The 25,178-nt window shown below is 54.4% G+C and carries 21 protein-coding genes; 19 read left to right on the top strand and 2 right to left on the bottom strand.

All coding sequences use genetic code 11. From position 1 onward, the window contains the following. The first annotated feature begins 35 nt into the window (after positions 1-35). The 5 genes from H8527_RS07820 (at position 36) to H8527_RS07800 (ending at position 6,023) form a co-directional block, all read left to right on the top strand. Complete coding sequence (locus H8527_RS07820) at positions 36-1,712, top strand: nucleoside kinase (protein ID WP_370539237.1); 1,677 nt, start codon at positions 36-38, stop codon at positions 1,710-1,712. A gap of 75 nt (positions 1,713-1,787) precedes the next feature. Continuing rightward, on the top strand, positions 1,788-2,405 hold the full coding sequence (locus tag H8527_RS07815) for a DNA alkylation repair protein (RefSeq protein ID WP_187547114.1): 618 nt from the start codon (positions 1,788-1,790) through the stop codon (positions 2,403-2,405). Between the two features lie 144 nt (positions 2,406-2,549). Further along, the gene (locus H8527_RS07810) at positions 2,550-3,257 is read left to right on the top strand and encodes a succinate dehydrogenase/fumarate reductase cytochrome b subunit (protein ID WP_187547112.1); all 708 of its coding nucleotides are present in this window, start codon (positions 2,550-2,552) and stop codon (positions 3,255-3,257) included. Positions 3,258-3,285: 28 nt separating this feature from the next. Then, complete coding sequence (locus H8527_RS07805; protein ID WP_187547110.1) at positions 3,286-5,232, top strand: fumarate reductase/succinate dehydrogenase flavoprotein subunit; 1,947 nt, start codon at positions 3,286-3,288, stop codon at positions 5,230-5,232. A 32-nt stretch (positions 5,233-5,264) separates the two neighbouring features. Then, complete coding sequence (locus H8527_RS07800; RefSeq protein WP_187547108.1) at positions 5,265-6,023, top strand: succinate dehydrogenase/fumarate reductase iron-sulfur subunit; 759 nt, start codon at positions 5,265-5,267, stop codon at positions 6,021-6,023. A 201-nt stretch (positions 6,024-6,224) separates the two neighbouring features. Here the strand turns inward: H8527_RS07800 and H8527_RS07795 are convergent, their stop codons facing one another. Continuing rightward, complete coding sequence (locus H8527_RS07795; protein WP_187547106.1) at positions 6,225-8,453, bottom strand: S8 family peptidase; 2,229 nt, start codon at positions 8,451-8,453, stop codon at positions 6,225-6,227. Positions 8,454-9,477: 1,024 nt separating this feature from the next. On the opposite strand from H8527_RS07795, the gene H8527_RS07790 reads away from it, so the two are divergent. The 9 genes from H8527_RS07790 to H8527_RS07750 all read left to right on the top strand — a co-directional run bounded on the left by H8527_RS07790 (position 9,478) and on the right by H8527_RS07750 (position 18,036). Next, positions 9,478-10,104, top strand: a complete 627-nt coding sequence (locus H8527_RS07790) for a DUF417 family protein (protein WP_187547104.1) — start codon at positions 9,478-9,480, stop codon at positions 10,102-10,104. A gap of 176 nt (positions 10,105-10,280) precedes the next feature. After that, entirely contained in the window at positions 10,281-11,765 is a 1,485-nt protein-coding gene (cysS, locus tag H8527_RS07785) for a cysteine--tRNA ligase (protein ID WP_187547103.1), read from the top strand. A 17-nt stretch (positions 11,766-11,782) separates the two neighbouring features. Beyond that, entirely contained in the window at positions 11,783-12,376 is a 594-nt protein-coding gene (locus tag H8527_RS07780; protein WP_187547101.1) for a YqiA/YcfP family alpha/beta fold hydrolase, read from the top strand. A gap of 161 nt (positions 12,377-12,537) precedes the next feature. Next, the gene (locus tag H8527_RS07775) at positions 12,538-13,056 is read left to right on the top strand and encodes an OmpH family outer membrane protein (protein ID WP_187547099.1); all 519 of its coding nucleotides are present in this window, start codon (positions 12,538-12,540) and stop codon (positions 13,054-13,056) included. Between the two features lie 41 nt (positions 13,057-13,097). Further along, positions 13,098-13,604, top strand: a complete 507-nt coding sequence (locus H8527_RS07770; protein WP_187547097.1) for an OmpH family outer membrane protein — start codon at positions 13,098-13,100, stop codon at positions 13,602-13,604. A 111-nt stretch (positions 13,605-13,715) separates the two neighbouring features. Beyond that, positions 13,716-14,996: a D-alanyl-D-alanine carboxypeptidase/D-alanyl-D-alanine-endopeptidase gene (dacB, locus tag H8527_RS07765; protein ID WP_187547095.1), complete on the top strand. Its 1,281-nt coding sequence runs from the start codon at positions 13,716-13,718 to the stop codon at positions 14,994-14,996. A gap of 44 nt (positions 14,997-15,040) precedes the next feature. Then, entirely contained in the window at positions 15,041-16,513 is a 1,473-nt protein-coding gene (gene rpoN / locus H8527_RS07760) for an RNA polymerase factor sigma-54 (protein WP_187547093.1), read from the top strand. A 59-nt stretch (positions 16,514-16,572) separates the two neighbouring features. After that, entirely contained in the window at positions 16,573-17,643 is a 1,071-nt protein-coding gene (locus H8527_RS07755) for a 4-phosphoerythronate dehydrogenase (RefSeq protein WP_187547092.1), read from the top strand. A gap of 129 nt (positions 17,644-17,772) precedes the next feature. Then, positions 17,773-18,036 carry a hypothetical protein gene (locus tag H8527_RS07750; protein WP_187547090.1) on the top strand — a complete coding sequence of 88 codons (264 nt, stop codon included), beginning with the start codon at positions 17,773-17,775 and terminating at the stop codon, positions 18,034-18,036. A 4-nt stretch (positions 18,037-18,040) separates the two neighbouring features. Here the strand turns inward: H8527_RS07750 and H8527_RS07745 are convergent, their stop codons facing one another. Then, a complete protein-coding gene (locus H8527_RS07745; RefSeq protein ID WP_187547088.1) occupies positions 18,041-18,292 on the bottom strand; it encodes a hypothetical protein in 252 nt (83 codons plus the stop codon). 127 nt (positions 18,293-18,419) lie between these two features. On the opposite strand from H8527_RS07745, the gene H8527_RS07740 reads away from it, so the two are divergent. From H8527_RS07740 to H8527_RS07720, 5 genes are all read left to right on the top strand, one after another. After that, complete coding sequence (locus tag H8527_RS07740) at positions 18,420-19,190, top strand: acyl-[acyl-carrier-protein] thioesterase (RefSeq protein ID WP_187547083.1); 771 nt, start codon at positions 18,420-18,422, stop codon at positions 19,188-19,190. A gap of 78 nt (positions 19,191-19,268) precedes the next feature. Beyond that, entirely contained in the window at positions 19,269-19,610 is a 342-nt protein-coding gene (locus H8527_RS07735) for a nucleotide pyrophosphohydrolase (RefSeq protein ID WP_187547082.1), read from the top strand. Between the two features lie 32 nt (positions 19,611-19,642). Continuing rightward, entirely contained in the window at positions 19,643-20,707 is a 1,065-nt protein-coding gene (gene recA, locus H8527_RS07730; RefSeq protein ID WP_187547080.1) for a recombinase RecA, read from the top strand. Between the two features lie 248 nt (positions 20,708-20,955). After that, positions 20,956-21,957, top strand: a complete 1,002-nt coding sequence (locus tag H8527_RS07725; RefSeq protein WP_187547078.1) for a GSCFA domain-containing protein — start codon at positions 20,956-20,958, stop codon at positions 21,955-21,957. A gap of 43 nt (positions 21,958-22,000) precedes the next feature. Then, positions 22,001-24,481, top strand: a complete 2,481-nt coding sequence (locus tag H8527_RS07720; protein WP_187547077.1) for a bifunctional UDP-N-acetylmuramoyl-tripeptide:D-alanyl-D-alanine ligase/alanine racemase — start codon at positions 22,001-22,003, stop codon at positions 24,479-24,481. The last annotated feature ends 697 nt before the right edge of the window (positions 24,482-25,178 follow it).

Below are 25,178 nucleotides of genomic sequence, written 5' to 3'. Positions count from 1 at the left end.
CGCGCTTCCCTTGCGTTGTGCGTTTTGTGGTTTTTATGCTTCTTTTTCTCCCGATGAAAACCATCCGCATCTTTTGCAAAAACACCAACGACTACCACGACGTGCCCAAAGGGGCTACGCTCGAGGAGGTCTACGCCCAACTCCAGCTGAACCTACCCTATTGCGTGACCAGTTGTAAGGTCAATAACCGCGTGGAAGGTTTGCACTATACCATCAACGACTCCCGCGACCTCGAATTTCTCAACATCACCTCGCCATCGGGTCTGCGCACCTACACGCGCAGTCTTTTCTTCGTGCTTTACAAGGCCGTCTACGAAACTTATCCCGGCTCGCAAGTGCGCATCGGTACTCCCGTAAGCAACGGCTACTATTGCCGTCTTGATATTGAGGGCGGCGTGACGGACGAGGTGGTCAATCGACTCCGTGAAAAAATGCTGGAGATTGTAGCGGCCGACCTCCGCTTTCGTCGGATGACGGTACACACCACCGAAGCCATCGAATTGTTCCGCTCACAAGGTCTTACCAAAAAGGTGAAACTCCTCGAAAGCATCGGCGACCTCTACACCCACTACTATTCGCTGGATGGCACGCTCAACTATTTTTACGGTTCGCTCCTGCTGCGCACCGGACAACTCACGCTCTTTGACGTGATGCGCTACGGCGACGGACTGCTGCTGCGTGTGCCCGATTCGCAAAATCCGCTCCAACTCCGCCCCATGAAGGAACAGAGCAAAATCTTCGGTGTGTTTCAGGAGCAACACCACTGGCAGGACATCTTGGGCTGCACCACCGTGGGCGAACTCAACCAAGCCATCAAGGCAGGCTACACCAACGATTTGGTCAATGTGGCCGAAGCCTTGCAGGAGAAGAAGATTGCGCAAATTGCCGACCACATCGCCCACAACCCGAAACTCAAGGTCATTCTTATTGCGGGTCCCTCGTCGTCGGGAAAGACCACCTTTTCCAAGCGTTTGAGCGTACAACTCAAAGCCTGCGGCCGCAAACCGGTGAGTATCTCGATGGACAACTATTTCGTGGATCGCGAACTCACGCCTTTGGACGAAAAAGGGGACTACGACTTTGAGCATATCGAAGCGCTCAATCTCCCGCTCTTCAACGACCATATCTGCCGCCTTATCCATGGCGAAAGCATCGAACTTCCCTTCTACGATTTCCCCACCGGTAAGAATATGCCTTCGGGACACTTCCTGCAACTCGAAGAGGGCAATATCCTCATCCTCGAAGGCAATCACGCCCTCAATCCACGCTTGAGCGAAGGTATCCCTGCCGAAAACAAGTATAAGATCTACGCATCGGCACTGACCACCATCATGCTCGACGACCACAATTACATCCCCACCACCGACAGCCGTTTGCTCCGCCGCATTTGCCGCGACTACAAGTATCGAGGCTATCATCCGCAGGAAGTCATTCGTCGTTGCCCCTCTGTCACGGCGGGCGAAGAAAAATGGATTTTCCCCTTCCAAGAGCAGGCCGATGTGATGATCAACACCGCCCTCATCTACGAACTGGCTGCACTGCGCGCACAGGCTCTCCCCCTGCTGGAGATGGTGCCCGAATGCGCACCCGAATACAGCGAAGCCTATCGACTGCGCAAATTCATCACCTACTTCACCCCGATGCCGATGGACGCCGTTCCTCCCACCTCGCTTCTGCGCGAATTTATGGGACACAGCACCTTCCAATACTAATCGTCTGCCGCCCTTTTCCTTCTCCGACTGAGGAGAACGCCACCGCGGCAAAACGCCCCTCCCCCCCAACTCTTTATGCAAAATCTACCTCTCGAAGACCAAATCCGCGAAATCAAAAAGATGCTCCGCGCCACAATGAACGGCGTGTTGAGCGGTTCGATGCGTCAGCAAGGGCTCACCTATCGCGTCAATTTCGGAGTCGACCAACCGCGGCTCATCGAATTGTCCGATGAAATTCCACACACCGCCGCCCTTGCCGCAAAACTTTGGAAAGAAGACATCCGCGAACTCCGGTTGCTTGCCCCGATGCTGATGCCCCGCGATGAGATGGACGAAGAACTGGCTTTGCTTTGGATAGAACAACTCCATTTTGCCGAAGAAGCCCAAGTCCTCGTGATGCACCTTCTCTGCCATCTTCCTTTTGCTTCCGACATCGCCTTCCGCCTCGTAGCGAGCGAACAACCCATGTCCCGCCTCGTGGCTTGGTTGCTTTTGGGTCGTCTTTTTATGGCGCAACACCGCCCTTCACAGCGGGATGCCGACGAGCTGCTTGATCATCTTGAAAGCGAACTTACGGCACAAGGCAACGACCCCGAACTGAAACGCACCGCCCTGAACACACTTTACAAATTTATGGATTTGGGAGCGGCCGAAACTGCACGTGGAGAGCGGCTCTTAGAGAGTTTATCGTAAAAACTACGTTTTTTTTTGTAAATTGAAAGAAAAGGAGTACTTTTGCACAGCAAACGCCCTCCCCATAAATGAGGAGGCGTTTTGTCCATTCCTCCCTATCGTAGCAAAATAAACATTATCAACAATTTAAATTTCTCCCTTACTATGTGGTTAACAAACTCCTCTATCGGAAGAAAAGTGATTATGTCCGTCACCGGTCTTGCGCTCATTCTCTTCCTCACGTTCCACGGCTGCATGAATGTTGTGGCGCTCTTCTCGCGTGAAGGCTACAACTGGGTATGCGAAATGCTGGGTGCAAACTGGTATGCTGTGGCGGCAACAGCCGGCCTGGGCGTCCTTGTACTCCTTCACTTCGTCTATGCCATCATCCTCACTTTGCAAAACCAAAAGGCGCGTGGCAACAGCAAATATGCCGTTACCGACCGTCCCGCCAAAGTCGAATGGGCTTCGCAAAACATGTTTGTGCTCGGCCTGATTGTCATTCTCGGCATGGGCTTGCACCTCTACAACTTTTGGGCAAAGATGATGCTCGTCGAACTCCTGCACACACAGGGCGCGGCAGCCGTCTATGCCACCGACGGTTACTATTGGATTGAACAAACTTTCTCCTGCCCCGTCTACTCCGTACTCTACCTCGTTTGGCTTTGCGCCCTTTGGTTTCACCTCAACCACGGTTTTTGGAGTGCCTTCCAAACCCTCGGTGCCAGTGGTAAAATCTGGCTCAGCCGCTTGCAGTGCATCGGTTTGGTCTACTCGACCATCGTCATCGCCATGTTTGCTGCCGTAGTCATCAAGTTCCAGTTTGCCGCCCTCTTCTGCGGTCAGGCTTGTGGTGCTGCTTGTGCAAACTAAGTTTTACCTCTAAATCGAAATTACCATTATGGCAACCCTTAATTCTCGCATTCCCGAAGGTCCCGTTGCTGAGAAGTGGACCAACTATAAAGCTCACCAAAAGTTGGTGAACCCCAAAAACAAGCGTAAACTTGATGTCATCATCGTGGGTACCGGTTTGGCAGGTGCTTCGGCAGCCGCCTCCCTCGGTGAGATGGGCTTCAAGGTAAAGAACTTCTGCATCCAAGACTCTCCCCGCCGTGCCCACTCCATCGCGGCACAAGGAGGTATCAACGCCGCAAAGAACTACCAAAACGACGGCGACTCCGTATATCGTCTTTTCTACGACACCGTAAAGGGTGGCGACTATCGCGCTCGTGAAGCCAACGTCTATCGCTTGGCCGAAGTGAGCAACAATATCATCGACCAGTGCGTGGCACAGGGCGTACCCTTTGCTCGCGAATACGGCGGCATGTTGGCGAACCGCTCTTTCGGTGGTGCACAGGTGAGCCGTACTTTCTACGCCAAAGGTCAGACAGGTCAGCAATTGCTCCTCGGTGCCTACTCTTCGTTGATGTGCCAAGTACATGCCGGCACCGTAGAACTCTACACCCGCTACGAAATGCTCGACGTGGTTCTCATCGACGGACGTGCCCGCGGTATCATAGCCCGCAACCTCGTGACCGGTGCTCTCGAACGCTTCGCCGCACACGCTGTCGTAATCGGTACCGGCGGATACGGCAACACCTATTTCCTCTCGACCAACGCCATGGGTTGCAACGCCTCGGCCGCCATTGCCTGCTATCGTAAGGGTGCCCTCTTTGCCAACCCCTCTTACGTACAAATTCACCCCACCTGCATTCCCGTACACGGCGACAAGCAGTCTAAGCTCACTTTGATGTCCGAATCGCTCCGCAACGACGGCCGCATTTGGGTACCCAAGAAGCTCGAAGATGCCAAAGCCTGTCAGGAAGGACGCCTCCAAGGTAAGGACATTCCCGAAGAAGACCGCGACTACTATCTCGAACGTCGCTACCCCGCCTTCGGTAACCTCGTGCCTCGTGACGTGGCTTCACGTGCCGCCAAGGAACGTTGCGACAAGGGTTTCGGTGTGAACAATACCGGTTTGGCCGTGTTCCTCGACTTCTCACAAGCCATCAAGGACTTTGGTCGTGACGAAATCGAAGCACGCTACGGCAACCTCTTCGACATGTACGAAGAAATCACCGACGAAAGCCCCTACGACACTCCGATGCAAATCTTCCCCGCCATCCACTACACGATGGGCGGCATTTGGGTAGACTACGAACTGATGACCACCATCCAAGGTCTGTTCGCCATCGGTGAATGTAACTTCTCCGACCACGGTGCCAACCGCCTCGGTGCTTCTGCCCTCATGCAGGGTCTTGCCGATGGTTACTTCGTGCTCCCCTACACCATCCAAAACTATCTGGCCGACCAAATCACCGTGCCCCGCTTCTCTACCGACCTCCCCGAATTTGAAGCCGCAGAGCAGTATGTGCAAGGTCGCATCGACCGCCTCTTCAACATCGGTGGTAAGCGTTCGGTCGACTCTCTCCACAAAGAACTCGGCCACATCATGTGGGAGTATGTCGGTATGGGTCGCACCAAGGAAGGTCTCGAAAAAGCCCTCCACCTCCTCAAAGAGATGCGCAAGACGTTCTACAAAGAACTCTTCGTGCCCGGCAGCAAGGAAGGCGTAAACGTGGAACTCGAAAAGGCGCTCCGTTTGGAAGACTTCATCCTCATGGGCGAACTCATGGCCAACGATGCCCTCCATCGCGAAGAATCTTGCGGTGGTCACTTCCGCGAAGAACATCAAACCGAAGAAGGCGAAGCCAAACGCGACGACCAAAACTTCTTCTACGTGGGTTGCTGGGAATATCAAGGCAACGACGACACTGCTCCTGTACTCTCGAAAGAACCCCTTGAGTACGAAATCATCAAGGTTCAGACCCGTAACTACAAGAGCTAATCGAATTTGACCAACCCTAACAAGACAAAACAATGGCAAAGAATATATCTTTCACAGTAAAATACTGGAAGCAAAATGGTCCTAAGGATGCTGGTCATTTCGAACAGCGCGAGATGAAGAACATCCCCGATGATACGAGCTTCCTCGAAATGCTCGACATCCTCAACGAAGAACTCATCAACGACGGCAAAGAGCCTTTCGTCTTCGACCACGACTGCCGCGAAGGCATCTGCGGTATGTGCTCGCTCTACATCAACGGAACGCCCCACGGCAAAACCGAGCGCGGTGCCACCACCTGCCAGCTCTATATGCGCCGTTTCAACGATGGCGATGTCATCACCGTTGAACCTTGGCGTTCGGCCGCCTTCCCCGTCATCAAGGACTGCATGGTCGATCGCACCGCTTTCGACCAAATCCAAGCCGCAGGCGGTTACACCACCATCCGCACCGGACAAGCACAAGACGCCAACGCCATCCTCATTCCTAAGGCCGATGCCGACGAAGCGATGGACTGCGCCACCTGCATCGGTTGCGGTGCCTGCGTTGCCGCTTGTAAGAATGGTTCTGCCATGCTCTTCGTAGCCTCTAAGGTGTCGCAATTCGCCCTCCTTCCCCAAGGTCGTGTAGAAGGCGCAAAACGTGCCAAAGCCATGGTGGCCAAGATGGACGAACTCGGTTTCGGCAACTGCACCAACACCCGCGCTTGCGAAGCTGTATGCCCCAAGAACGAAAGCATCGCCAACATTGCCCGCCTCAACCGCGAGTTTGTTGTGGCTAAGTTCAAGGACTAAGTCGATAAGACACCCTACCCTCAACGGCTCATCACTCCTTTAAGGAGCGGTGAGCCGTTTTTATTTTCCTACTAAGGCCACATTAAGAGGTAGTCCGGAGACTTACGCTATCCTCATCTCAGATGTCACCAAAACAACAAAATAGACCGCGTCAGAACTCATCGTTCTGACGCGGTCGTTTTTAGGTTTAGGCCATCCGCCTTATTTCACCAGCACACGTTGGGTCGTGTTGCTGCCTGCTGTGCGAAGATTGACGAGGTAAACTCCGGCCGAAAGCCCTTCGAAACTGAGCATCGTTTCGTCACCTTGCTGTACCTGCTCCATACGGCGCGAAGAGAGAAGTTTACCTTCGGCATTGAAGAGGCGCAGTTCGGCATATCGCTCTGCGTTGTTGAAAAGAATACGCCAAGCCTCATCGGTCTTTTGGATAGACACAGGAGCATCGGAGTTATTGACACGCTCAACACCGGTGGTTTTCGCCATACGCAACACTTCTTTCAAGCCTGCGTAAGCATCCACCTTACCAAAGCCCCACGTAGGATTCCAGTCCTTGTTTTGGGCAAACTCATCGTGCTGTGCAGTTGTTTTGAGGACATGGATAATGTCGTCGTAGTCCAGTTCAGGATTAGCCTGCAACCACAGACACAGCACACCGGCCATAAAGGGCGAAGCCATCGAAGTACCTTCCATCGCACCATAATAATAAGGCTTGTTGTTGATGGTCTTAACATGGGTGATGTAGTTGTCTACAATCTTTCCATTTTCGCGCTCCCAATCTTTGTCCTCACCGTTCACTGCACTCGACAAGATACTGCCCGGAGCCGCAATCGTGGGTTTGTAGGTTCCGTCGAGCGAAGGGCCATGGCTGGAGAAAGAGCTGATATCGTGGAGTTTGCCCGATTGCGTTTTATACTCATCGTTGTTTTCAAGGACAGCCTTCCAGCGGTCGGCCGTGTTGAAGGAGGCCACTGCAATGGCTTTGGGGATGCTCGCGCCACCTTGTCCGCAGAGGTATTCGCTATCGCCCTTCACCATAAGTTCACCATCGAAAGAGGTCGTAGAGATGTGACCGTAGCCGCTCTCCACCCAAGTGTGGAAAGTTTGGGGCTGAGTTTCACCGGGAGCCAGTTCGATTTTAAGCATCAGTTGAACATCGGCATCATTTCCTAATTTATTATATTTAATGGCCTTTTCACTGAAGCCTTTGTAAGTATAGTAACCTTGGAAAAACTGCTTATGACTTCCGTCTTCGATGCCCTTATAGTGCTCTGCGATTGCTTCATTTTTGGAATTTCGCTTCAACACCTCATCCCAAAAGGCCTGCTTTGCTTCAAAAATCTCATCATCGACACAAAGCATCGGAGTGAATTTGAAGTGTTCTTTGCCATCGTTGGTCTGTCCCCAAATACCATAGAACACATCGGAAAGTTCAGTATCGCGAACGTCGGGTTCAACCACCAAGTAGTAGGTTTCTCCCGGTTGTACCACTGCAGTACCGTGAATGCGCTGTTCACCTTCGTTGCCCATGGCTGCGGTAATCAATCCGCCTTTGCCCGTCAGTTCGCTGGTCGCGTTTTCCGTGGGATCAGTACCATCGTGTCCACCCATCTGCGAACCGAAACTCATGTTCACCACCCAAGGTTTGTGTTGGGTTTCGGCAAATTTCTTGATATAAGCCACATCTTCCGCCACTTCGGCAGCCTCCAAACCGGAAGAAATCAATACCAGTTCTGCATCGGGAGCCACTCCACCGAAGTTGTTGCCCACATCCGTACCGGCGGCAATACCCGTCACGTGCGTGGCGTGCGAACCCTCGGTTTCATTCTTGGGCAATGTAGTGGAAGGTTGGGTCTTCTTTTTAGAATTGCTGCGATCCCATGCACTTACCACACGTGATTTACCCTCCTTTTGGAAAGCGATATGGTCGTATTGGAAACCTTGGTCGATGACGCCCAGCACAACACCTTTACCCGTAAACGGAGTGGTAAACTCGCTCGTACTGCGCACCTTATCAACATTCGTTGCCGCACGTGCTTTATTCAGGAGGGGCTTATATTTGCGCGAAAGTGCCACGCTTTTCACTTCGGGCATCGCTGTGAGTTGTTCGACATAACTCAACGGCACACGTGCCACGACAAACTTATCAGTGATTTTTGTGGCCGAATGACCGGCGGCTACGATGGCATCGGCCACAGTCTGTGCCTGTCCGTCGTGGGTGCTTATCGTCAGACTCACGACAGCGGCTGTTGAGAAATGCTGTCCCTGACTTTTGAGGATAGGACGGTTCGGAGTTTTTGATTTCACTTGTTGGTGATAATTTTGCACCAACTGCTCCAAGCGGTTGTCCATCTTGTTGATGGTGTTTTCACTTTGTGCCCAGGCACAAGCTACCACTAAGCACAACGCTCCGGTGAGGAGTTCTTTTTTCATAACTTAATACTGGAATTTGAGATTATAAGTAGGCGCTCACAATTTAGCGTACAAAGCTACATAGAAATTACAACTTACCAAAACTTTTGTATCATATTCACCCAAAAAACGACAAGATTCGGCTCTTCCCTTTCTAAAAAGATTCTGCCAACGCCCTAAACAGCCGGCAGAATCTTTTTTGAGGCGCTTTCTTAAACCAAACCCAGGTTACCACTACCCACTGTTTCTCTCTCGCGCGCGTGTACTCTACTATATAGTGCGTGTTTTTTGCCTTCACTGCCTTCACCAATGGTGATAAACCTCTGTTGATCTTGCAGTTATGGGTGAAAGATGTCGGAAGGAAAACGTTCACCCTTCCCGCCTTCGCTTGTGGTGGGCTCACGAGAGTACACGAAAGACATCACTATAAACGACACATAAGCAGGTCTTCAATACTAAACGTGGCTATCTTAATTATAGACTGTACTCTACTTCGACATTATCTTTGTTTCCTCCTAAACACCTATTTATCAAGCACTTTAATAGATGCGGTGAAGGCAGTGAAGGAAAATACGCCCTTATGTAGTGTAGCGCGCGCGTGGGCGCGCGCGAAAGACGCAAAGGAAGTAAAATATTTTTCCTCAGAGGTAGTTTTACGCAGCTCAGAGATAAATCAAACTACCTCTGAGCTAAATCTACCGCTTTCCCTCACCGGATTTATCTTTATCAGCACTTTGCACAAACCGATGTTAAAATGCAGAGGTATGCGTCTATAATTTAGTTTTAATGCTTACCTTTGCTTATGAATTAGTTTGACTCTAATTTGACGGAACACGGCCGGTCGGATGAGTAATGCCCAAACGAAACCACGAGTTTTGAGCAAGACTGTGGTAAGGCAACGTCTGTAAAACGAGCGTTTTCCAAACCTAAGTAGGTGTTCAAAATGAATTGAAAGTAGAGAACATTCTACAATTAAGATAGCCGCGTTTAATTTTGAACACCTACTTATAACCTACATTTTATTCAATCCTTTTATTCAACTCCTATGTTTCATTCTCTTTTTACATTTGCAGCTCAACTGCTCACTTGCTTAGAACGTCACTTTTACACCTACCTGCGCATCGCCATCTTCGTGGTTATGGCTTGGATTGGTGGTTTGAAAGCCTTTCAATATGAAGCCGACGGCATCGTGCCTTTCGTCAGCAACAGCCCTTTCATGAGTTTCTTCTACCACAATTCCAATAAGACAACCGTCAATAAAGAAGGAAAGACAGTGAAAGAATATGTGGTTCACAAGAACAAGGAAGGCGAAATGGTGGCCAAAAACATCGAATGGCACCAGCAAAACGGCACCTACCTCTTCTCCTATGGCCTCGGCACAATGATTGTCTGCATCGGCCTGCTCGTGCTGCTCGGCATTTGGTGTCCGCGCTTGGGTATGCTGGGCGGTCTGCTCACCTTCGGCATGAGCATCGTTACGCTCTCTTTCCTCATCACCACGCCCGAATGTTGGGTGCCCAATCTCGGCGGCGACCTCCCCACCCCCAACTATGGATTCCCCTATCTCTCAGGTGCCGGACGTTTGGTGATTAAGGACATCATTATGAGCGCCGGTGGTTTGCTCGTAGCCGCCGAAGCCGGACGCCGCTTTCTGCAAGCACATAAAGCATAAGTAACTGCTCACAAAAACGGGTATTTCTTTACTTCCGTGAAGAACCCATTTCCCCCACTGCCGACCTTTTCGCCTGAAAAGGTCGGCAGTGGTCGTTTTGTCTTCTGCCGACTTGAAATTTTGTAATCTCACGCAGATTTGTTATATTTGCAGATTGTAAGAAAACAATCACTGATATGACACCACCACTCTTTGTCTACAATACCCTCTCGCGTTCGAAAGAACTCTTCAAGCCCCTTCACGAAGGCCGTGTGGGAATGTACGTTTGCGGCCCTACGGTCTACGGTGACGCGCATCTCGGACACGCACGTCCTGCCATCACTTTCGATCTCCTCTTCCGTTATCTCCAACACCTCGGCTACAAGGTGCGCTATGTGCGCAACATCACCGACGTGGGGCATTTGGAACACGATGCCGACGAGGGGGAAGACAAGATTGCCAAAAAAGCACGCCTTGAACAGCTCGAACCCATGGAAGTGGCGCAGTATTACACCAACCGCTTCAACCATGCGATGGAACGACTCAACTGCCTGCCACCCTCCATCGAACCGCACGCTTCGGGACATATCATTGAGCAAATCCGCTTGGTGCAGGAAATCCTTGAGGCCGGCTATGCCTACGAAAGCAACGGTTCGGTCTATTTTGACGTGGTGAAATACAACGAAGATTTCAAATACGGCATTCTTTCGGGACGCAACCTCGAAGATGTCTATGATGCCAGTCGCGAATTGGACGGCGTGGGCGAAAAGCGCAATCAAGTGGATTTTGCCCTATGGAAAAAGGCAGCCCCCGAACACATCATGCGCTGGCCGTCACCGTGGGGCGAAGGTTTCCCCGGTTGGCACTGCGAGTGTACCGCTATGGGGCGCAAATACTTGGGCGAAGAGTTTGACATCCATGGTGGAGGTATGGATTTGGTATTCCCCCACCACGAATGCGAAATTGCACAAGCCGTGGCCTCGCAAAAGAAGCAGATGGTACACTATTGGATGCACAACAACATGATTACCATCGCCGGCAAAAAGATGGGTAAGTCGTACAACAACTTCATCACCCTCGAACAATTCTTCACCGGCCAACACGAACTCTTGGAGCAAGCCTACACGCCGATGACCATTCGCTTCTTCATCCTGCAAGCTCACTACCGCTCGACGCTCGACTTCGGCAACGAAGCCCTCCAAGCTTCCAAAAAAGGACTTGACCGCTTGATGGATGCTGTGCGCCAACTCTCACGTATCACGCCCTCTGCACAAGGAAACCTCACGGAGGAATATGCCGCCACGCTTGAACAGAAGTGCTATGATGCGATGAACGACGACCTCAATTCGCCGATCGTCATCAGTCATCTTTTCGATGCCTGCCGCACCATCAACACACTGGCCGATGGCAAAGAAAGCATCACCGCTGCGGGTTTGGAAGCACTCGCCAAAGTGTTCCACACCTTCTGTTTCGACATCCTCGGACTGGCTCAAGAGGAGAACGGCAATGCCCAACGCGAAGTGGCTTTCGGTGGTGCTGTCGACCTTTTGCTGGAAATGCGCTCCAAAGCCAAAGCCGATAAAGACTGGGCCACCAGCGATAAGATTCGCGACAATCTGGCCGCCCTCGGTTTCTTGGTCAAAGACACCAAGGATGGCGCAACGTGGAAGTTGGAGGTGTAAAACATATCTCTTTTGCCATGCTCACCATTCTCTATATCCATGGTTTTGCATCAAGCGGCCATTCGGGAACGCCACAGATGTTGCGCCAAATGCTCTACCCACAAGGTGTCCGAGTGCTTTCGCCCGATGTGCCTGTCATGCCGGCCGAAGCTTTTCCTTTTTTGCAAAATATCGTAGCGCAGGAGCACCCCGATCTAATTATCGGCACCTCAATGGGAGGATTTTATGCCGAACAGTTGCGCGGTGTTCCCCGCATTTTGGTCAATCCCTCGTTTCAAACCTCTCGCCTGCTCACCTTTCGCGGCATCGGGCGCAGAGAATTTCTCAACAAACGCGAAGATGGTGCCAAAGATTTCAAGGTCGACAAAACGATGATTGAACAATTCAAGGTCATCGAAAAAGAAGCATTCAAAGGCATCACCACTGCCGATAAAGCCATGGTATGGGGCTGTTTTGGCGACAAAGACGAAAGTGTCAACCACCAAAAAGATTTTCTCAAGCACTACGACCGCGAGCACTTCATCCTTTTTGAAGGCGGACATCGACTGAACGACAAAGTGCTCAACCACAGCATTCTCCCCGTCATCAAAAGTGTATTAGGATTATCCTGACCCACAGCCCATAAGTCGCTTATACTCGAAGTTGAAATCCACTTTGTGTTAAAAAACAGCACAAATTTCCCTTTTTCAGTACGTAATCTTTTTGATTTCGCACATTATCCCCTATTTTTGTGGACAGATATACGTATTGCAAATCTCACAATCCCAAGACAATGAAAAAGATTTTTGCCACTCTCCTGCTCACCTTGGCTTTTGTCGCCGGTGCACAAGCCCAAAAGTTCGCCCTCATCGATATGGAATACATCATGAGCAACGTTCCAGCCTATGAACGCGCCAACGAGCAACTCAACCAGATTTCCAAGAAATGGCAAGCCGAAGTCGAAGCCCTCGACAACGAAGCCAAGACCCTCTACCGCAACTATCAGAACGAAGCCGTCTTCTTGAGCGAAGCCCAAAAGAAGCAACGTGAAGAAAGCATCGTCGCCAAAGAGAAGGAAGCTGCCGAATTGAAAAAGAAGTACTTCTCGCCACAAGGTGAACTCTACAAGAAGCGCACCTCCCTACTCGAGCCCATTCAGGAAGAGGTGTACAATGCCGTGAAAGGTGTGGCACAAAGCCGCGGTTTTCAGCTCATCCTCGATCGTGCCAGCGAAGGAGCAGGCATTATTTTTGCTTCGCCCAACATCGACATCAGCAATGAAGTACTCTCAAAATTAGGCTATTCCAAGTAAAAGTCGTAACTTTGTCTCCAGAAATAAATTCATCACCTAATATGTTTAAGAAACTCATTCTTATGGCGCTTATGGCCGCGCCGCTCAGCATCTTTGCTCAAAAGTTTGCTCACTTCAATTCCAACGATGTCCTCACGGCTTATCCCGCCGCCAAGGCCGTGCAAACGGAGCTTGAAAACCTCGGAAAGCAGTATCAAGCCGACCTCGAAGCCATGCAAAAGGAACTTCAAACCAAAGGACAAAAGTTTGAAGCAGAAGTGAATGAAAAGACTCCTGAAAACATGCGCCAACGCCGCACCCAGGAACTGCAAGAGTTGCAGCAGCGCATTCAGCAGGCCTATCAGGACAACGAGCAAGCCTTCCGCCAAGAGCAAATCAAGAAGATGCAGCCCATCCAAGACGCTGTCTACAAAGCCCTTGATGCTGTGCTCAAAGAAGGTGGCTACGTCTATGCCGTAGACAAGGCCATGGTGCAAGGCGTCACCATCAACGAAGCCCTCTCCACCGACATCACTGCACAGGTGAAAGCCAAATTGGGTATCAAATAAAACAGTAAATATCAGTAACATTGCCCGGACAGGGCAAAGCCTATGAAATGAGCACCTGCCCTCCTCAGATTGTTGAGTGAAGGCAGGTGCTAATTCTTACCTCTCGTGACCATGTTACGTTTTCTACTTTCGTTCCTTCTTTTGCTTCTCCTGCCTTCCACCGGCATGAAAGCACAAGAGGCCACTGCGTCCGTGCCTTTCGACACCTTAGGGCAGGAGATGAAGCGGCGACTTGACGCCATCACCACCGACGAACTGCTCCAACGCTCACAGTTGGGGCTGTACGTCTATGATCTCACTGCCGACCGCTCCCTCTACACCTACGGCCATCGGCAGCGGATGCGTCCCGCCTCCACGATGAAGGTCATCACGGCCATAGTTGCGCTCGACAAACTCGGAGGCGACTACCGCTATCACACCCGTTTCTACACCACAGCCCCACTCGACAGCATCGTGCGTGGGCACCTCATCATCCACGGCGGTTTCGACCCCCTCTTCTCCCACGACGACCTCGGCGCCATAATCAGCATCCTGCGCAATGCAGGTGTGCGTCGCATCGAAGGTAATATCCTGCTTGACCTCTCCATGAAGGATGCCAACTTAATGGGATGGGGCTGGTGTTGGGACGACAACACCGTTCCCCTCAATCCTCTGCTCTATCGGGGCGAAGATCATTTCATCATCCAACTTGAGAAAGTACTGGCCGAAGCCGGTATCACCCTTGAGGGCAACATCCACGAAGGGGTCGTCACCGGCGATGCCGAACTACTGCTCATCCGCACCCACAGCATCCAACAAGTTTTGGTGCCGATGATGAAGCGCTCCGACAATCTTTTTGCCGAAAGCCTTTTCTATCAAATCGCGGCCTCCGCAGGAAAACTCTATGCAGGTCGTTCCGAAGCGGTAAAGGTGATGGAGGATTTTGTCCGCAAAATCGGACTCTCTCCCGACCACTACCAGTTTGCCGACGGCAGCGGGCTTTCGCTCTACAACTACGTCAGCCCCGAACTCCTTGTAGCCGCCCTCCGCTACGCCTATCGACATGAAGCCGTCTTCAACTCCCTCGTTCCGAGTCTGCCGGTGATGGGGCGCGACGGCACACTGCGAAAGCGGTGTCTCAACTCCTCAGCGCAAAACCGCGTTTGGGCAAAAACCGGCACCGTCGATGGGGTCAGTTCGCTGGCAGGTTATGCCACCGCCCCCAACGGCCATTTGCTCGCCTTTGCCATCATCAACCAAGGCATTGCCAAAGCAGCCATAGGCCGACGCTTTCAAAACCGCGTGTGCAAAGCTCTCACCGCTCCTTACAATGCCCTCATTCCTGCACCTGTCGACAACAGCGACGAGGATGAGGACGAGGCACTTCCCACCGACACCCTCGCCGCAGCCTGACGGCTTCCGTTTTCTTTCTTTTCTTCCTTTCATCTCTTCCCACCATGGCCAACCACCAAAGTCTTCAACAGCAACAACAGCAAGCGCAGGTGCAGATTGCATCAAGCGCACAGGTGCTTCTCTCTTCGCTCCTCGAAATGCCTTTGGCCGATTTTGAAGAGCGCTTGCAAAACGAATTGATGGACAACGAAGCCCTTGAAGTGAACGAGCATGAAGAGAGCAGTTGGGAGATGGAGGGCGAAAGCAGCGAGCCTCGAGAAACCGACCCCATCGGCGATGCCCTGAGCGATTATCGCACCCTCGATGATGTGCCGGAGAACATCCGCGAAGCCTACAACCAACAAGGAGAGGAAGGACGTGGCGAGCGCCAGATTTCCGACGAAGAAACTTCCTACGAAGACCTCTATCGGCAAATTGGAGAACTCCAACTCACAGAAGAAGAAGCGGCTGTGATGACCTATCTCGTAGGTTCGCTCGACGACAACGGATTTCTCTCCAAAGACAACGACACCCTTTGCGACGAACTCGCTTTTAAGGAGTATATCGACACCACACCCGAGCAAATCGAGCACCTCGCCCATCTGCTCCAACAATTCGAGCCGCGCGGCATCGGCGCCCGCAATTTGCAACAATGCCTCCTCCTGCAACTCCCTCGTTCGGGCTGGACGCGACAAGTGGTGGCCGAGCATTTCGACGACCTCATGCACTCCCGTTGGAAGCGCATCCAAGAGCGCCTGGATGTCGACGATGCCACCATCGACAATATTCGTCACGACATCGCCCATCTTAATCCACGTCCGGGAAGCCTGCTCGCCGAAAACACCCGCAGCACGGCACCGAGCGTACTTCCCGACTTTCGCGTCGACATCGATGCCGACGGCGAACCTGTGGTGCATCAACTGCGCGGACGCATTCCCGAACTTCGGGTCAGTCCGGCTTTTGCCGAAACCATCGTCATGCACCGCCATGCCCAAGAGCGGGCAGCAAAATCGGGCGAAAAGGCCCAACTGAGTCGTGCGCAGGAAGACGCCTTTGTTTATGCGCGCCAAAAGGTGGAATCTGCCCAAGCCTTCATCGAGAGTATCCACCGCCGTCACCACACCCTGCAAGCGGTGATGGAGAGTATCGTGGCCTTGCAGCGCAATTTCTTTTTGGCCGACGATGACGAAAGTCTGCTCCGTCCCATGGTGCTCAAAGATGTGGCCGAACGCGCCAAAGTCGATGTCAGCACCGTTTCGCGCGCCGTCAATTCAAAATATGTAGAAACTGCTTTCGGCATTTACTCCCTACGCCACTTCTTCTCCACACAATTCACCAATTCCACCGGCGACACCGTAGCCGCACGTCAAGTGCGTGCCGCTCTCCTCGAACTCATAGCCGAAGAGGACAAGTCTGCCCCCTATTCCGACGAAACCTTGGCTGCCCTACTGGCCGAACGAGGATTGAAAGTGGCACGCCGCACCATTTCCAAATATCGCGAAACACTGGGCATTCCCAAAGCCAATTTGCGCCGATAGCCACCCTTCCCTACCCGCTTTCTAAATCCTTCTTTCTCTCTCCCACTTACGCTCCACTCATGCACCTCGTCATCGACAACAAAATCCCCTTCATCGAAGGCCAAGCCGAACGCTTAGGCACCTGCACCTATCTGCCGGGATCCGCCATCACGGCCGAGGATGTGCGCGACGCCGATGTGCTCATCGTTCGCACCCGCACCCACTGCACCCGCGCCTTGCTCGAAGGGAGTCGTGTGCAGTTGGTTGTCACTGCCACCATCGGCCACGACCATATCGACAAAGCCTATTTGTCGGCGGCCGGCATCGCCTGGGCCAACTGTCCCGGCTGCAACGCCACGAGTGTAGGGCAATATGTCCGCAATGCGCTCCGCTTGGCATCGGCAGCCGGACATCTCGACCCGCGTTTTGCCCTCGACACGCTCCCTCATCCCCTCACGGTGGGCATTGTGGGTTGTGGCCATGTAGGTACGGCCGTCATTCGTGCCCTCGAAGCCGAAGGTTGTCGCACCCTCCACTGCGACCCTCCCAAAGGCGCACCCTGCACCCTCGATGATTTAGCCCGTGAAGCCGATGTCATCTGTTTGCACACACCGCTCACCACCACAGGCCCCTGCCCAACCTTCCATTTAGCCGACGAAGCTTTCTTCCGCAGTCTTCGCAAACGTCCCCTCTTTCTCAACGCTGCCCGTGGCGAATGTATGGACACTGCTGCTGTCAAAACCGCCCTGCGCGAAGGGCTCATCCGTCAAGCGATTATTGATACGTGGGAGAAAGAGCCCGACATCGACCGCGAACTCTTGGAAGCAGCCTTCATCACCACGCCCCACATCGCCGGCTACAGTGCCGACGGCAAAGCGTGTGGCACGCAGATGGCACTCGAAGCCGTGGCACGATATTTCCACCTGCCCTTGACCTTCGACATCCTGCCTCCTGCCCTACCTCCTCACTTTGCCTACGGCGAACTCCCCTACCCCACTAGCGCTTTCTCTCCCCGTGCCCTTGAGCAACTGCGCCTCTACAACCCACACACCGACTCTCAGCGCCTGAAAGCTGCCCCTTCGACGTTTGAGCAGCAGCGCGGACACTATCCTTTCCGTCGCGAGTATGCCAAAGTTTCTGCCCTGCCATAGGTGCTCCACAGCACACGCCCCGCTCACAGCAAAACTGTGAGCGGGGCGCGTGGTGCAATCGGTGTGGTAGCGGTTTGGTTGGACCGAGAGAAAGTCGTACCTTTGCCGCTGTAAATCAAACCTCAACTTATGCGTACAATCCTCCTTCGCGTGAAGGCTTGGCTCGGTCGGCTTTCCTTTCGCACCGGCGTCGTCGTGCTGGGTCTCTGCGTGCCGTGCTACCTTATCTCCTTTGCACCGCTCCTCTTGGGAGCCGGCATGAGCGGCGGTGCAAAAGGCGCGTGGTGGGTGGTGTGGTTCGGACTGGCCAAAACCTTCCAGTATGCCGGGCTCACCATCCTCGGTGTGGAGGGATGGCGGCGGCTGAAAAGCCGACTGACGCGGCGCGGCTGAAAGTCTACAATCCTATCTCGCGGAGCTTATCGCGAAGCCAGAACATGTGCCGGATTTGCGGTGTGTAGGTCAGGCTTTCACGATGGCGCTTGACGAAGGGCAGGTATTGCCCCACCATGAAGGCCACGTCGGGGATATGCATATCTTTCTTGAGGTCGAGCGCGGTGTGGGGGATGCGGTCCATGCGCTCCTCATACCATTGGAGAAGTTCGTCGATGGCCTCGGGAGGGTAGGGTTCGTAGTTGTATTTTGCCATGGTTCGGTGAGGGTTGAAGGGTGAGGTTTTGTGCAGTTAAATCGTGCGCAAAAGTACGACTTTTGCTGCAAACCACCGCCGACCGCTGCGAAAAAATGTGTTTTACCTCTTTAATACCCTCCTTTTTATGATAGAGAAAAAACTCGCTTTCCCCTTTCGGGTCGAACCCTTTCAGGAAGACTACACCGGGCGACTCTCGTGGAGCAACCTGGGCAACCAAATCCTGCGCGCCTCCTCGCTCCACGCTGAAGCCCATGGGTTCGGGCACACCTACATGAAGGAGCACCGCCAAGGATGGGTGCTGGCGCGCCTCATCCTCGAAGTGAGCGCCCTGCCGCGCACGGGCGACGACTATGCGATTGCCACGTGGGTGAAGCGCATCTTCGGACAGTTCACCGACCGCCTCTACACCATCAGTGGTGCAGATGGACGCATCTACGGCCACGGCACGTCCACTTGGGCGCTCATCGACTACGCCACGCGCCAGCCCGTCAATCTCGAAACGCTCCCCGACGGCGGTTTCACCCACGTGGTACTGCCCGAAGAGGTGCCGGTGGCGCGTCCCTCGCGCGGACGCTGCGTGGCGGCCGAACCGGTGCTCAAGCACACGGCCGTCTACAGCGACCTCGACATCAACGGGCACGTCAATTCCATCCGCTACATTGACATGGTGCTCGACACCTTCCCCAAAGCGTGGCACGACCGGCACCGCGTGGCGCGCATCGAAATGAGCTACGGCCTGGAAGGCTATTGCGGCGACCGCTTCCACATCTTCCGCGACGCCCTGAGCGAACATCAGTTTGCCGTGCGCATCGTGCGCCCCGCGTCCGACGGCAGCGAGACCATCATCGCCCGAAGCATCGTCACCTTTGCACCAATGGACGAAGAGCAACAATAGCCTCGCACATTTCCTCTGCCGTGCGGCATAGACATCTGAAAAGAAATACGTACCTTTGTTGCCCACAAACGCATACTTATGACCCTTCAAGAAGCCCAACAGCAAGTGGACACGTGGATTAAGACTTACGGCGTGCGCTACTTCTCCGAACTCACCAACCTGGCCGTGCTCACCGAAGAGGTGGGCGAACTGGCACGCGTGATGGCCCGCCGCTACGGCGACCAGTCCTTCAAAGCGGGCGAGCACGACAACCTGGCCGACGAGATGGCCGATGTGCTGTGGGTGCTCATCTGCCTGGCCAACCAGACGGGCGTCGACCTCACCGAAGCCTTCGCCGCCAACCTCCGCAAGAAGACCGCCCGCGACCACGACCGACACCATAACAACACCAAGCTCCAACGCCCCACAGAACAACAATAAAAACAGCAAAACCACAAAACAACTCCAACAATATGGCAAAGAAAGAAGTGATAGAACAGGACTCGCAAGCCGCCAAACTCAAAGCGCTGCAATCGGCCATGGCCAAAATCGAAAAGGACTTCGGCAAAGGCTCCATCATGAAAATGGGCGACCAGCAGATAGAAGATGTCGCCGTCATCCCCACCGGCTCCATCGGTCTGGACAACGCACTGGGCATCGGCGGCTACCCCCGCGGCCGCATCATCGAAATCTACGGCCCCGAGTCGTCCGGTAAGACCACGCTCGCCATCCACGCCATCGCCGAAGCGCAAAAGATGGGTGGCATCGCGGCCTTCATCGACGCCGAGCACGCTTTCGACCGCTTCTACGCCCAAGCCCTCGGTGTAGACATCGACAACCTCCTCATCTCCCAGCCCGACAACGGCGAACAGGCGCTCGACATCGCCGACCAACTCATCCGCTCGTCGGCCATCGACATCATCGTCATCGACTCCGTGGCCGCCCTCACCCCCAAGGCCGAAATCGAAGGCGACATGGGCGACAACAAGGTGGGCCTGCAAGCGCGCCTGATGAGCCAGGCGCTGCGCAAAATCACCGCCACCATCTCCAAGACCAACACCACGTGCATCTTCATCAACCAGTTGCGCGAGAAGATTGGCGTGATGTTCGGCAGCCCCGAGACGACCACCGGCGGCAACGCGCTGAAGTTCTACTCAAGCGTGCGCCTCGACATCCGCCGCATCACCAGCATCAAGGATGGCGACAACATCGTGGGCAACCAGGTGCGCGTGAAGATTGCCAAAAACAAGCTCGCGCCTCCTTTCAAGCGCTACGAGTTTGAACTCTCCTTCGGCCACGGCATTTCGCACATCGGCGAGGTGGCCGACCTCGGTGTGAAATACGACGTCATCAATAAGAGTGGTTCGTGGTACAGCTACGGCGACACCAAGCTCGGACAAGGCCGCGAAGGCTTGAAGCGCACTCTCACCGACAATCCCGAACTGACGGAAGAAATCACCGCCAAAGTGGTGGCCGCCATGAAGGGCGCTCCCGATGTGCCCGACTTCGGCGATGACGACGTACCCGGCGACGACTAAAATCCCCTCCTGACACTGACGGACGAAACGAAAGCGAGATCCCCGCTTTCGTTTCGCCGTTTTTTTAAGTAGATATCCGACGGGAAGGGATAGGCTCAAAGTAGAAAACGGCCTACGACGTAGACAAAGTTTGCCGCTTCAGCAAGAAAAGTTCAAAAGTCAAGGCGTAAACTATAAACTAAACTTTGAATTACATAAACCAAGGTTTGGTTTATAGATTATCTTTGACGAAAACAACTTTATCTTTGATGTCCTCTTCTTTTTCCCCTTCATCTCCCCCTCCCCTGCCCATGCAATTCACCACGCCCGTCCTCCTCGATGCCGCTCCCTTTCGGCTCACTCCTTCCTCCCGCGTCCTCCTCATCGGCTCTTGCTTTGCCGAGGAAGTGGGGCGGCACATGACCGATGCCCTCCCCCAAGGCCACGCCTTGGTCAATCCCTCTGGTGTGCTCTACAATGCACGGAGCATCGCCCTCCTGCTCCGCACGCTGCTCCGGTGCTCACCGCCTTCCGACGATTTCCTCTTCCAGGGGCACGACGGGCTTTGGCGCAGTTGGTTGCACTCGGGAGCGTTCGTGGGCGACACTCGCGCGCAATGCCGCACGCTCGTGACCGACCATCTGCACGCCGGTGCCGAAATGTTGGCGCAGGCCGATGTGCTTTTCCTCACGTTCAGCACCACGCATCTCTATCGCCTCGCCGAGCGGCCCGATGTGGTGGTGGCCAACTGCCACAAGGCGTCGGCCGACACCTTTGTAGAGGACAACGATTCCCTCGCGGCTCTGCTCGACCTCTGGCGGTCGACCTTGGAACTGCTGCGTGCCCATCGCCCCGACCTCAGGGTGATCTTCACCCTCAGCCCCTATCGCTATCGGAAGTATGGCCTCCACACGTCGCAAGTGGACAAAGCCAAACTCTTCCTCCTCATCGACGCCCTCACGGCAACCGATGTCCACAGCAGCTACTTCCCGGCCTACGAAATCTTGATGGACGAGCTCCGCGACTACCGCTTCTACAAGCCCGACATGCTCCATCCCTCCGAACAGGCAGTCCATTACATCTGGGAGCGCCTCCGCGACTGGTGCTTCTCGCCGGCGCTGCTGGAGTTTGAGTGCGAGCGAGCCGCCCTTCGCCGCGAGGCTGCCCACCGCCCCCTCCATCCCGACAGCGACGCCCATCGGACTTTTGAACAGAAACACCGGGAGCGCCTCCAACTTTTCCGGCAAAAGTGGGGGACAGCCGCGATTTAGTCGTAACTTTGCACCATTGTTTTCAAATATTCCGTTTTTCCTCATGTCCTACACTCTTCAGCAAGTAGCGACGCTCACAGGCGCCCAAATCTTTGGAACGACCAACCCGACCATCGAATGGCTGCTCACCGACAGCCGCTCTTTGGCCTATCCCGAAACTTCCCTCTTCTTTGCCCTCCACACCCGAACGGGCGACGGCCACCGCTACATCGACGGTCTCTACCATCGCGGCGTGCGCAGTTTCGTGGTAGGCGTCCTCCCCGACCACTACGCTGCACAATATCCCGAAGCCACCTTCCTCCTCACCGCATCGCCCCTCAAAGCCCTCCAACTGCTGGCCGAACAGCACCGCCGCCGCTTCGACATCCCCGTGGTGGGCATCACCGGCTCCAACGGCAAGACCATCGTCAAAGAGTGGATCTACCAACTCCTCGACCACGCTCCCACCGTGACCCGCACGCCACGCTCCTACAACTCGCAGGTGGGCGTTCCGCTCTCGGTGTGGCTGCTCAACGAGCGCAGTCGGCTCGGTATCTTCGAAGCCGGCATCAGTCAGCCACGCGAGATGTCGGCCTTGCGCCACATCATCCGCCCCACGCTGGGAGTGCTCACCAACATCGGACCGGCACACCAGGAGAACTTTGCCACGCTCGAAGAGAAGTGTCTCGAAAAACTCAAACTCTTCAAGCATGCCGATGCCCTCGTCTACAATGCCGACAACGAACTCATCGTGCGCTGTCTCGCAGAGGCCGACTTTGCCGGCGAGCGCATCAGTTGGTCGCGCCATTCTTCGCGGGCGGCCTACACCTTCAAGGTGCATCCCGAGGGCGACAGCACACGCATCGTCTGCCACCACGTCGGGCAGCCGCTGTGCGACTTCCACATCCCCTTCTCCGACGAAGCCTCCATCGAAAACGCCATCACCGCTTTTGTCACCGTGTGCAGTTTGCCGAGCGAAGCCTTGCCCCTCCCCGCACTCCACGAACTGGGGGAACGCATGGCGCAACTACAACCCGTCTCGATGCGCCTCGAAGTGAAAGCCGGCGTGCGCGGCCTCACCCTCATCGACGATGCCTACAATTCCGACCTCGCCTCGCTTGACATTGCCCTCGACTTCCTGGCGCGCCGCAAGGAGCAACAGCCCTCGGTGGTCGTGCTGAGCGACCTCTGCCAGACGGGACAGGACGATGCCGCCCTCTACGGTCGCGTGGCCGAAATGCTGCACCATCGGCAGGTCGATGTGCTCATCGGCATCGGGCCGCACATCAGCGCCATGCACCACCTCTTCTCGGGCGAAAAGCACTTCTTCGACAGCACGCAAAGTCTGCTCGACAGCACCCTGCTCGACAGCCTTTCCCACCGGGTGGTATTGCTCAAAGGCGCCCGCAACTTCCACTTTGAACGCATCGCCGACGAACTCCAGCTCAAAGTGCACGAGACCACCCTCGAAGTCAATCTGGGGGCACTGGCCGAAAATGTGCGTTACTACCGCTCCTTCATGCGCCCCGGCACGAAACTCACGTGCATGATCAAGGCAGCGGCCTATGGCAGCGGCAGTGTCGAGGTGGCACGCACGCTCCAAGACCTGGGGGTCGACTATCTGGCCGTGGCCGTGGCCGACGAGGGCGTGGAACTCCGTCGGGCGGGCATCACCGCCGGCATCCTCATCATGAATCCCGAGATGAGTGCCCTCCACACGCTCTTTAAGTATCGCTTAGAACCGGAAGTCTACAATTTCCGCCTGCTCGATGCGCTGGTGGCCGCTGCCCGACAAGAGGGCATCACCGACTTCCCCATCCACCTCAAGCTCGACACCGGCATGTGCCGCCTCGGGTTCAATCCCGAGCACGACCTCCTTCCCCTCATCGAACGTCTCCACCGCCAGCAGGCACTCCGTCCGCGCTCCGTCTTCTCTCACTTCGTCGGGAGCGACTCGCCGGATTTCGATGCCTTCTCCGCAGAGCAGTTTGCCCGCTTCGACCGGGCTTCGCGCCAACTGCAAGCGGCTTTCTCCTACCGCATCCTCCGCCACATCTGCAACTCGGCAGGCATCGAGCGCTTCCCCGAGCGTCATCTCGACATGTGCCGCCTGGGGTTGGGACTTTACGGCATCGACCCCATCGACAACCGCACGCTCTCCAACGTGGCCTCTCTCCACACCACCATCCTCCAGCTTCGCGACATCGAGGCGGGCACTTCCGTGGGCTACTCGCGCCGCACCATCGTGGACCGTCCCTCGCGCATCGCTGCCATCCCCATTGGCTATGCCGACGGACTCGACCGCCGCTTGGGCAATCGCAATGCCTTCTGCCTCGTCAATGGCCGGCGCGCGCCCTATGTGGGCAACATCTGCATGGACGTGTGCATGATTGATGTCACGGACATCCCCTGCCGTGAAGGCGACCGCGTGGAAATCTTTGGCGACCATCTGCCCATCGCCACACTCTCCGACTGCCTCGGCACCATCCCCTACGAAATCCTCACCTCCGTGAGCGACCGTGTGAAGCGGGTCTATTTCCAATAATCCCCCGCTGTCGGGCAGGCACAAAAAAAAGAAAGAGAAGGCAAAACCTTCTCTTTCTTAGTGCGCTTCGGGCGACAAGTAGGCATTCCAATTGCCAGTTAGCCTTTCCCTAAGAACATCATTGCAAAAGTACATAAAACTTCGCCCCCACCAAAGGAACGGCGAAGTTTTTTTTAAGATAAACCCAAATCGGTCATTAGAGTTTTTCGTGTGGGCTGCGGTGTCTGTGGGCTGTGGCGTCCCCGAAGGGGGCGAATTTGAATAGCCGTAGCGTGAGGAGGGCTTGCCCGACGAACCTACGGATCGCCCAACGCTGCAAGGAACGCCCCCGAAGGGGACGCCTATCGGGAGTAAAATTTACCTCTGAGGTAATTTGATTTACCTCAGAGGTAGATGAAACTACATGGGAGATAGTTGTCACGACAAGCACAGAAGATGAAAATGGGTTGCTCCTGATGTCTATCCGCTCATCGTACTCCTCATGCGCATCGAGCGGGCGATGAAAATGGGATGTTCCTCGCGCGCGTATACACTATAATAGTTGTGTTTTTTGCCTTCACTGCCTTCACCGCATCGACAAACTGCCGAAAAACAGAGGGAGGAGGTGAAGGCAAATTCCTGCTTTGCCTTCACCCATAAGTTACTGTGAAAGTGATGGTTAGGACAGAGGTGAAGGCAATGAAGGCAAAAATTGCAC

The organism is Alloprevotella sp. Lung230, from assembly GCF_014385435.1.
Lineage (GTDB): Bacteria > Bacteroidota > Bacteroidia > Bacteroidales > Bacteroidaceae > Alloprevotella.
This window is presented reverse-complemented; position numbering and strand designations above follow the sequence as displayed.